Source organism: Streptomyces phyllanthi (assembly GCF_009377205.1).
GTDB classification, from domain to species: domain Bacteria; phylum Actinomycetota; class Actinomycetes; order Streptomycetales; family Streptomycetaceae; genus Streptomyces; species Streptomyces phyllanthi.
The window spans coordinates 1-2,739 of record NZ_VJZE01000748.1 but is presented as its reverse complement, the minus strand read 5'-3'; the positions used below and the strand labels follow the sequence as shown (position 1 = coordinate 2,739).

Here is a 2,739-nt window from a genome sequence, read left to right as displayed (position 1 = left end):
GGGAGGGCCTGCCAGGTGTAGGTCTCGACCTCCAGATGGCGGGTGAGTGGGCGCGCGCCGCCGACGAGTCGGGTCAGCGCGGCCTGGAGTACGGGGAGCGTGGAGGTGAGGGGCGCGGCGGGGGCCGCGTGCAGTGGGACGTGGAAGTGGGCGCGCCACGGCCGGGCGTCGGGCAGGGCGTCGCCTTCGAGGGCCTCGCCGAGGTCGTCGGTGCCGCGTAGCCCGGAGGCCGTGGCGGTGCGGGTCTGGTGCAGGAAGCGGGGTTCGTCGAAGGCGGCCAGCGCTTCACGGACGTCGGGGAGATGGGGGTGTTCGGCGTGCAGGGCGGCTGAGAGCTGCGATTTCACGATGGGGACGCCGGCGTGGGTGAGCGCGTCCAGGGCGGTGTGCGGGTCTTCGAAGGAGGTGGCGAGGTGGCAGGTGTCGACGCAGACGCCGATGCGGTCGTGGCCGATCGCGCTGAGCGGGCCGATGGCGTCGGCGGTGGTCTCGATGGTGCAGCCGGGTTCGGGTTCCAGGCCGACGCGGATGGAGCGGCCGGTCAGCTCATGCAGTGCGTCGAGGCGTTCGGCGAGCGTCGTCAGGGCCTTGTGGGCGAGGGCGGCACGGTCGTCGTCATACGGGGTGCGCCAGGCCAGCGGCAGAGTCGAGACGGTGCCCTCGGTGACGTCGTCGGGGAGGAGTCCGGCGAGGACACGGGTCAGGGCCGTGGTGTGGTCGAGGCGTTCCGGGTCGGTCCAGTCCGGCTTGTAGACGCGGTACTTGACCTCTTCGGCGCCGAAGCCCTCATAGGGGAAGCCGTTGAGGGTGACGACCTCGAGGCCGCGGCGGTCGAGTTCGGTGCGCAGAACGCGCAGGGCGGACGGGTCGGTGACGAGGGCGTCGGCGGCGTCCTTGGCGAGCCACAGTCCGATGCCGAGGCGGTCGCGGCCGAGTCGGCGGCGCACGGGTTCGCAGTGATCGCGGAGCTGGGCGAGGACGCCGTCGAGGGTCTCGGCCGGGTGGACGTTGGTGCAGTAGGCGAGGTGGACGGTGGATCCGTCGGGGTGGCGGAAGCGCATCGCTCACTCCCCGCCACGCAGGACGGAGTTGCCCTCGTGCGTGGCGGCGGTGCCCACGACGTCCAGGTCGAGGCGACCGCTGAGCCCGTAGAAGGCGACGGGGTTGCGCCACAGCACCCGGTCGACGTCGTCGTCGCTGAAGCCGCTCGCGAGCAGGGCGTCACCGACCCTGCGTGTCTTGAGGGGGTCGCTTCTCCCCCAGTCCGCGGCCGAGTTCACGAGCACCTTCTCGGGTCCGTACTCCTTGAGGATCAGGACCATCCGGTCCTCGTCCATCTTGGTGTCGGGATAGACGGAGAAGCCGAGCCAGCAGCCGCTGTCCTTGGCCTCCTTGACGGTGTTCTCGTTGAGGTGGTCGACCAGCACCCGGTCCGGGGGCAGCGCGGACTCGCGGACGACGTCGAGGGTGCGGCGCAGACCGGCGAGCTTGTCGCGGTGCGGGGTGTGGACGAGGGCGGGCAGTTCGTGTTCGGCGGCCAGCTGGAGCTGGGCGGCGAGGGCGGTGTCCTCGGCGGGCGTCATCGAGTCGTAGCCGATCTCGCCGACGGCCACGACATGGTCCTTGACGAGATAGCGGGGCAGCTCGTCAAGGACGGGGACGCAGCGCGGGTCGTTCGCCTCCTTCGGGTTGAGGGCGAGGGTGCAGTGGTGGGCGACGCCGTACTGGGCGGCGCGGAAGGGCTCCCAGCCGAGGAGGGAGTCGAAGTAGTCCAGGAAGGTGGCGGGCGAGGTACGGGGCTGTCCGAGCCAGAAGGACGGTTCGACGACGGCGCGGACTCCCGCGGCGCGCATGGCCTCGTAGTCGTCGGTGGTGCGTGACGTCATGTGGATGTGGGGGTCGAAGATGCGCATCAGGACTCCTTGCCGTCCTCACGGGACGGGGTGCCGGGGTGGGGGGACGGTGCCGGAGCGGTGGACATGTCGGTCGTGGGCCCGGCCCCGGGCTCGCTCCCTGCCCCGCCACCGGGCTCTCCCCCGGGCTCGGTCAGGGCCAGGACGCGGTACAGGTCCTCGGGTACGGGACGGCCCGCGGCGGTGCGTTCGTCGGCGTAGTCGCCGAGCATGCGGGCGAGCTCGGCGTCGGCCCGGGCGCGACGGGGCAGGTCCGCCACCTCGTCGATGGGCACCCCGGTGAACAGGCACTTCAGAACGGCGTGCCGCCAGTTGTGAGGGCCCAGGTGCCGGGCAGCGTAGGGGCCGAGCGCCGCGGCTACGAGGCGGGTGTCGTTGGTGCGCAGAGCGTCCTCGACGATCGGTACCGCTTCCGGGCCTGGCACGAGGTGCGGCAGGGCGTACAGGACGGCCCGGCGTTCGGCGCCGGTGCCCTGGCGGTAGACGCGGGTGAGGGTGTCCGCGTCGGCGCGGGCAGCACGGAGGATCAGAACGCGCACGGCGTCGGCGTGCTCGGGTCCACAGCGTCGGCCCGCCTCGGCGAGGCGCAACTCCCAGACGGAGATGGGCCCGTGCAGTCCGGGGCGGTCGGTGGCCTCGGCCAGGGCCCTGTCGAACCAGGTGCGGGCGGTGCTGTCGAGGTGGCTGGTGACGCACGTGTGCAGTTCGTCGAGCGGGGTGCGGCCGAGGGCGGTGCCCGCCGCAGGGGTACCCGACGTGCTGTGGAGGTGCGTCACTCGGTTCTCCCTTCGGGGGCGGCGGGTTCGCCCACGGGTGATGCGGAGGG

General features: G+C 72.3%; 3 protein-coding genes. All 3 read right to left on the bottom strand.

Annotation, left to right across the window (positions count from 1 at the left end; genetic code table 11):
- The coding region (gene eboE / locus FNH04_RS44345) for a metabolite traffic protein EboE (protein WP_152791892.1) at positions 1-1,061 on the bottom strand (1,061 nt) is incomplete at its 3' end.
- A gap of 3 nt (positions 1,062-1,064) precedes the next feature.
- Entirely contained in the window at positions 1,065-1,913 is an 849-nt protein-coding gene (locus tag FNH04_RS44340) for a TatD family hydrolase (RefSeq protein WP_152791891.1), read from the bottom strand.
- A complete protein-coding gene (locus tag FNH04_RS44335; protein WP_386573940.1) occupies positions 1,913-2,689 on the bottom strand; it encodes an EboA domain-containing protein in 777 nt (258 codons plus the stop codon). Before FNH04_RS44335 ends, FNH04_RS44340 begins: the two co-directional genes overlap by 1 nt.
- Positions 2,690-2,739 lie beyond the last annotated feature (50 nt).